We start from the raw sequence: 7,800 nt of genomic DNA on the forward strand, positions 1-7,800 counted from the left end.
TTTAATTGTTTTTGAGACATTAAATAATGCACCTCGTTTTTCATAGTGACATTTTATCACGATAATTTACAAGGTGACATTATCATAAGATAATCACAAAACTGAAAAACTTCTATTTACAAAACCAGTGTTCTAGGGTATAATACATTTCATAGTTCAAAATCAATGATTGAAAGAGTACTTATGGAAGAATGGTACAGCGAGCCGGCGGTTGGTGCAAGGTCCGGAGCATTTCAACTATAAGGAATGGGTTCATGAGATGCAAGGTGAAACAAGTTTTCTTGGAGTATCTGATGCCGCATCCCTGCGTTATTGGGGTAGGATATCAAGCATATATGCTTCGTATCTGAAAAGAGTGAGATTTGGAGTAAATTAGGTGGCATAGCGAAACTTACAGCGTTTCGTCCTGATAGGATGAGACGCTTTTTATTTTTACTTCAATCTAATTTGGGTGGTACCGCGAAACAGGCCTGTTTTCGTCCCATATGTGGATGATAACAGGCCTTTATATATTTTTGTATCGGCGGAGGTGGTAGAATGCTTTGGTGTAATAAGTGAAAGTCAGTAGAAGCAAATAAAAATATTAAATTTTATTGGGAGGATATTAGAATGAATAAGAACTTTGGAAACTTCGGAGGACAGTATATACCTGAGGCATTGGTTAAGCCTCTGGCTGAATTGGAGAAAGCATTTGAAGATTGTTGTTGCAGTGAAGAATTCAAAAATGAGTATAAAAAATATCTGAAAGAATATGTTGGAAGACCATCTCTTCTATATTATGCTGAGAGGCTGACCAAAAAACTGGGAGGGGCTAAGATCTATTTAAAAAGAGAGGATTTGAACCATACAGGAGCCCATAAGATAAACAATGTTATAGGTCAGATTCTATTGGCAAAACATATGGGCAAAAAGAGAGTTATTGCTGAGACAGGTGCCGGCCAGCATGGTGTAGCAACCGCTACTGGTGCAGCACTGTTTGGTATGGAGTGTACTATATTCATGGGTGAAGAGGACATGAGGAGGCAGGAGCTAAATGTCTTCAGAATGAGGATGCTGGGGGCAGAGGTGAAAGCTGTTACATCTGGAAGCGGGACTCTTAAGGAGGCAGTGGATGAGGCTTTTGCAGAATATGTGAGAAGAGCAGAAGATACTTTCTATGTTGTTGGTTCTGCAGTAGGACCCCACCCATATCCATTGATGGTAAGAGAATTTCAGAAAATCATAGGTGAAGAAGCTAAAGCCCAAATAATGGAAGCAGAAGGAAGATTGCCCGACTATATAATAGCCTGCGTTGGCGGCGGCAGCAATGCAATAGGTATGTTCCATGATTTTGTAAAGAATGAAGAGGTAAAAATCGTAGGAGTTGAGGCTGCAGGCCATGGTATAAAAACGGGAGAGCATGCTTGTGCCTTTGAAGGTGGAGAAATAGGAATACTTCATGGAATGAAAACCTATGTAATGACTGATGATGAAGGCAATGTGAAGCCTGCCTATTCTATCTCTGCAGGACTTGATTATCCCGGTGTAGGTCCTGAACATGCTTATCTTAGGGATATTGGTAGAGCAAAATATGCCTCTGTCACAGATGATGAGGCAATGAAAGGCTTTAGAATGCTCTGCGAAACAGAAGGTATAATCCCTGCCATAGAAAGCGCACATGCATTAGGCTATGCAGTTATGGAAGTTCCCAAAATGAAAAAGGATGAAATAGTCATAATTAATCTTTCCGGCCGTGGAGACAAGGATGTGAATACAGCATACGAGTATTTTGAAGAACACGGATTGACACGGAGGGTTTGATATTAACCATTAAAGGACACTGAAGGACGCTATGATACACTAAAGAATGCTACTTCGATACTATAGCAAATTAGAATAAGCATATGTGCAGCATATAGTATGGATATTAGATATGTGCTTTAGATATAAGAGTTCGCTTTGATATTTCTATAGCTTGATCTCACAAAAAGCCTAACGGTTTTTTTAGTTCGATCTTCGCTAAGAACTATAACAAAGCTCACAAAATATCCTCAGCACATATCTGATATCCACATACTGTAGCGGCATAAGCCAATCTAAGGGACATATAATATCGCATGGGTTATTAACTTTGGTGACTCTAATGCTCATCTAAAAGAGAATTCTAACGGTGCAAAACGGGCATCCATGCCCTATGCTTCGCCGGTTGCGCCTAGCGCGACCTCCTTGCCGCGCTTACGAATTCTCTAATTTAGATTTCGCAAAGAGTCACTAACAAAGTTAACAAAAATGCTTTCTTATATATCCCTTAGATTTCACTGTATAGAAGTACGCTATAGTAGCTATAGAATAAGCATATGTGCAAGTGAACATATTTATTGATTTTGCATAAAACTCTTAGCGAAATATCCATAGAAAAATCGTATGGGCAGCACGGATGGTGCCCAAGCCTTCCAGGGCAGGAGGCCCTTTGGGAGGCGTTAGATTTTTCTTAGGAAATGAGCTTTAGAGTTATCAAAATAAATAACCTTTGTGAACTGCACATATGCTTATTCTATTTCGCTATAGTGTCAAAGTAGCAGATAAAAAACCGTGCCCTTCAGTGCTTTTAGTGGTTTCAATAAAAATGCAATTTTATTGGAAAGCTCTGGTCACATATGGTATAGTTTGTATATAATCCAAACAAATGGAGTATTAGAGGTGTTGCTATGTATAAGATAATGATAATCGAAGACGACAAGAAACTTCAGGAACTCATAAGGAACCACCTGGAGAAGTACGGATACGAAACCTGCACTGTACAGGACTTTTCAAATATAAAGAAAGAATTTATAAGCAATAACCCTAATCTGGTTCTCATGGACATCAACCTTCCCTATTATGATGGCTTCTACTGGTGCAGAGACATTAGGACGGTTTCAAAGGTTCCAATAATATTCATCTCTGCTAGAGACTCAGACATGGATCAGGTTATGGCCATAGAGAATGGTGCAGACGATTATATCACAAAGCCTTTTTCCTATGATTTGCTCATAGTAAAGATAAAGGGAGTAATTAGGCGGGTCTATGGAGAGTATTCTGAAAATGCTCATACAGAGATTTTTGAAGTGGATGGATTATACATGCACATCAATAAAAATATTGTTGAATACAAGGACAAAAAGGTTGAACTAAGCAGCAAGGAATTCTTGCTATTGTACTCCCTATTGAAACATGTTAATCATATAGTCTCCAGAGAAGAACTACTGGAGATACTTTGGAATGACATAGATTTTGTAGATGACAATACACTATCAGTTAATATGACAAGGCTCCGAAGGAGATTGGAAGATATAGGCATTAAAGATGCAATAGAGACCAAGAGAGGCCAGGGCTATAGGATTGTAAATAACTGGAGCAAATAAATTGGCGATGGGGGAGCTGTATCTGATGAACTTTTTTAAACATGTTAAGGACAGAATCAGCTATGGAGTTGCATTTTTTATAAATACTCTTTTAATAATACTAACTATGAATCTGACAATAATCATCAATGATAGGGAGATTCCGAGAGAAAATATATTCTATGCCTTCCTTATATCCCTAGTATTATTTATGATATTTATGACCTATGATTATATAAGGATGAAGCCTTTTTATAATTACCTTAATAAAGCTGTTGACTCAGAAGACGATATGGATAGCATGATAAGCTTGGCGATAGCCAGGACCCAGGAACAGTCTATGTTTAACAAAATACTTGAGAAATCATACAGAGACTATGCCAACAAGCTTGCCAAATACGAAGAAAACCAAAAACAATACATATGTTTCATCAATCAATGGGTACATCAGATGAAAACTCCTGTATCCGTCATAAACCTTCTTCTTCAGGATAGGAACAAGGAAAATTATAATGATGTATTGGAAAGCATTGCTGAAGAAAATGAAAAGATAACCCACGGCCTTGATATGATGCTGTATAATGCCAGACTGAGCCAATTCAACCTGGATTTTAAGGCAGAGAAAACAGAAATTCTGGCAATTATTAGAAAGGTAATAAATGATAATAAAAAGTCTCTCATTAGGAATTCCATATATCCGAAAATTATTTCCGGGGGAACTATAGAGGTAGAAACCGATAGCAAGTGGATATACTTTGTAGTAAATCAGATACTGGTTAATGCAATAAAATATTCAAAGGATGTGCCATTAGATGAAAAATATATAATCTTCGAAATCAAAGATGAAGCGTCAAAGGTAGTGTTGTTTATCGAAGATAAAGGCATTGGAATACCTAAAGAAGATAGAACCAGAGTATTCAACCCATTTTTCACAGGGAGAAACGGAAGGAGAACTTCAGAATCAACGGGTATGGGATTATATCTGTCCAAGAGAATATGTGACGAGCTGGGACATGGCTTAACATTTGAATCAGAGGAAGGAAAAGGTACAAAATTTTTTATAATATTTTATAAAGGCAAAACCATTTTCAACACTGAAGACTAGTTAGTTTAACATTTCAAAAATGTAAGATAAATAATTATAATGAAAGGAAAATCGATACTAAGATTTCCTTTTTTTCTTTAAAATAAATATGAGAGTTAACCCATGGGATAAATATGATGAGATAAGTCGGAGGTAATAAACATGTCTGTTTTGAAGGCTGAAAACATAACCAAGATATATGGCAGTAAAAAAGGGATGCTAAAAGTAAAGGCATTGGATAATTTCAGCATAAGCATAGAAAATGGAGAGTTTGTAGGAGTAATGGGGCCATCGGGAAGCGGTAAAACTACCCTGTTAAATATTTTGGCTACTATAGATACACCAACTTCCGGTGAGCTATATATAAACAACACTAATCCTATGAAACTGGATGAAAAGAATACAGCTTTATTCAGAAGAAGATCCTTAGGATTCATATTTCAGGACTATAATTTGCTGGATACACTATCAATCAAAGAGAATATAATACTTCCTCTGGCTTTAGAGAAAGTAGAGCCTAAGATAATTGAAGAAAAGGTAAATGACATAGCCCAGCTATTAAATATAAAGGATATATTGGTTAAAAGACCCTATGAAGTTTCTGGTGGTCAGCAACAAAGAGCAGCCATAGCTCGTGCCCTTATACACAATCCATCCATAATCCTTGCAGATGAGCCTACGGGAAATCTTGACTCCAAGTCTTCACTGGAAGTCATGGAATCGCTGAAAAGACTAAATGAAGAAAGAAAGGCTACCATAATGATGGTGACTCATGATCCCTTTGCAGCAAGCTTTTGTCATAGAATTGTGATGATAAAGGATGGAAAGTTTTTCTTGGAAATTGTTAAAGGCAGCAACAGGCAGGCATTCTTCAAGGAAATATTAGACTCTTTATCTTTGCTGGGAGGTAATTACAATGATATTGCGTGATATTGCATACAAAAATATCAGAGGTAATTTCAACAGATATGTGATGTACTATCTCAGCAATACCCTTGTGGTAATGGTATTTTTCATATTTGCCAATTTCATATTCAATCCTGTTGTATCCAAGGTAGGTACCCTAGGCATGAAGGGAGTATTGGCTGCAAATACCATGATACTATGTGAAGTATTGATAATGGTATTTACTGTTCTTTTCACTTTCTACTCCATTTCCAGTTTTCTTAAGTCAAGGGAAAAGGAATTCGGACTGTTATCAATGTTTGGACTTACTAAAGGGGAGATAAGAAGATATGTGATATATGAGAATTTGATTGTTTCTACTGTATCTATTTTTACCGGGCTTCTTTTGGGAATATTGTTTTCCAAACTGTTTTTCATGGCAATAACAGTTATCATGGCTTTGGATGTAGAAGTACCCTTCAGTATATCCTTGAAGGCAGTGGCGATAACGGTTTTGAGCTTCGTAGCCTTATTTCAGGGCTTAAGTATTCTTGTAACACTGCGAATCAAAAATAATAATATAGCAGAGCTGTTGAGAGGCGCAAGAGTTGCTCAGGAGGCACCTAAATTTTCCATACCCAAGACAATTATTGCAGTAGTGTTTATTGCTATAGGATATATAATAGCGGTGATTTCAGGGATTGCCATAATACTTACAATGTTTCCAGTGTTGTTTTTCACTGTTACGGGAACCTACTTCCTGTTTACTCAATTCAGCGTCTTCATGACTAGAAAGATTAAGAATAACAAAAAGATCTTCTACAAAGGAACAAATATTATCACATTGTCACAGATAGTACACAGGCTAAAAGACAATGCCAAAGTATTGTTCATAGTGTCCATTCTTGGAGCGGTTACTCTTACCGCTTCCGCTACTGTGTATTCAACCCAGCAGAGCATAAAATATAAAATGCTTCTGGGTAATCCTCATGATGTTAGCTTTATGGAAATCGGAGCAGGGTTAAACGATATGTCCATATTAGAAAAAACAGAAGATATATTAAGTAAGCATGGGCATGTATTGAAGAACAAAAATCAGGTTCCATTACTAAAGGCCACAAATCAGGGCGAGCTTAATTTAAGTAATGAAAAAAATGCATTAAATCCAAATCGAAAGCCAAATATAAAGGATTTTTATGTAATGTCCAATTCAGATTATAATAAACTGGCAGCTCAATTTAAGAAAGAGAAAATTGAATTGGCTCAAGGTGAGGTTTATATAAATTCCTATGAGTTTGTAATTATGGGAAGCAGGAGTGAGAAGATTTTTGTTAATAATAAATCTATTACATTGGGCATAAACGGAGATAACTACAGGTTTAATCTTGTAGGGGAATCCATCGGTGGGGTAATTGATGTTGATAAGGATAAAACCAATGTAGTCATAGTAAATGATAAGGAATTTGAAAGCTTTAGGGCAAAAGCATCAAAAGAAGATGAAATAATGTACTATGGATATAATATTGAGGATTGGGATAAGTCCACTGAAGCGGTAGAGGAAATAGCTTCCATCCTTCCTGACAATGAGAACATACGATTCACGGAGAAGATAAGAACCTTTGTAGATATAATGCAGACCATGTCGCTGTTTTTATTCATTGGAACCTTTGTATCAATATTATTTTTCATAGCCACAGGAAGCATTATATACTTTAAGATGTTCAATGAGATTCGAAATGACAGATGGGAATTTGTATCATTAAAGAAGATTGGGATGGCCTATGACGAGATAAAGCAGATAGTGTCCAAACAGTCCTTCATAGTATTCTTTATGCCCTTTGTGGTTGCATTCACTCATTCTGCCTTTGCCATAATTGCATTAAGCAACCTCCTTGGAGACAATATAACCCTGTATTTTCTCACAGTGGCAGCCATATATCTGCTTTTTCAAAGCCTTTACTATATATTTGCCAAGACCATGTATATAAAGCAGATAAAGAATTTTGAAATATAAAACTTAATATACTCGAAAGTCTGGGAGTATCTTTACTTCCCAGGCCTTTTCTTTTATGATAACATTATCTTAATATATGGTTTTGCGGAGGTAATGGTATGAAATTAATGATAGCATCTGACATCCATGGTTCAGCTTACTACTGTGAAAAGATGATAAGCACATATAAAGTAGAAAAAGCAGATAAATTATTATTGCTAGGAGATCTTTTATACCATGGACCACGGAATGATCTGCCCAAGGAATACGAACCCAAGAAGGTAATAAGCATGTTGAATGATATTGGTGACGAAATATTGTGCGTACGAGGTAACTGTGAAGCAGAGGTTGACCAGATGGTTTTGGATTTTCCCATTATGGCTGAATACTGCATACTATACCTTGATAATCGCATGATATTTGCAACCCATGGACATAGGTTTAATGAAGAAAATCCACCATCATTGAAAAAGGGA

At 36.6% G+C, this 7,800-nt stretch carries 6 protein-coding genes and 1 other annotated feature; all 6 genes read left to right on the plus strand.

Annotation, left to right across the window (positions count from 1 at the left end):
• Nucleotides 1–156 precede the first annotated feature (156 nt).
• Nucleotides 157–487, plus strand: a binding site (T-box leader).
• 122 nt (nucleotides 488–609) lie between these two features.
• Nucleotides 610–1,800: a tryptophan synthase subunit beta gene (trpB, locus tag ACESM9_RS13055; protein ID WP_372999447.1), complete on the plus strand. Its 1,191-nt coding sequence runs from the start codon at nucleotides 610–612 to the stop codon at nucleotides 1,798–1,800.
• Between the two features lie 887 nt (nucleotides 1,801–2,687).
• Nucleotides 2,688–3,383 carry a response regulator gene (locus ACESM9_RS13060; protein ID WP_372999450.1) on the plus strand — a complete coding sequence of 232 codons (696 nt, stop codon included), beginning with the start codon at nucleotides 2,688–2,690 and terminating at the stop codon, nucleotides 3,381–3,383.
• A 25-nt stretch (nucleotides 3,384–3,408) separates the two neighbouring features.
• Nucleotides 3,409–4,467, plus strand: a complete 1,059-nt coding sequence (locus tag ACESM9_RS13065; protein ID WP_372999452.1) for a sensor histidine kinase — start codon at nucleotides 3,409–3,411, stop codon at nucleotides 4,465–4,467.
• Nucleotides 4,468–4,608: 141 nt separating this feature from the next.
• The gene (locus ACESM9_RS13070) at nucleotides 4,609–5,376 is read left to right on the plus strand and encodes an ABC transporter ATP-binding protein (RefSeq protein ID WP_372999455.1); all 768 of its coding nucleotides are present in this window, start codon (nucleotides 4,609–4,611) and stop codon (nucleotides 5,374–5,376) included.
• On the plus strand, nucleotides 5,363–7,345 hold the full coding sequence (locus ACESM9_RS13075; protein ID WP_372999458.1) for an FtsX-like permease family protein: 1,983 nt from the start codon (nucleotides 5,363–5,365) through the stop codon (nucleotides 7,343–7,345). Before ACESM9_RS13070 ends, ACESM9_RS13075 begins: the two co-directional genes overlap by 14 nt.
• 98 nt (nucleotides 7,346–7,443) lie before the next feature.
• On the plus strand, nucleotides 7,444–7,800 hold a 357-nt coding region (gene yfcE / locus ACESM9_RS13080), incomplete at its 3' end, for a phosphodiesterase (RefSeq protein WP_372999461.1).

This window comes from Lutispora sp. (genome assembly GCF_041687175.1).
In the GTDB taxonomy this organism is placed as follows: domain Bacteria; phylum Bacillota; class Clostridia; order Lutisporales; family Lutisporaceae; genus Lutispora.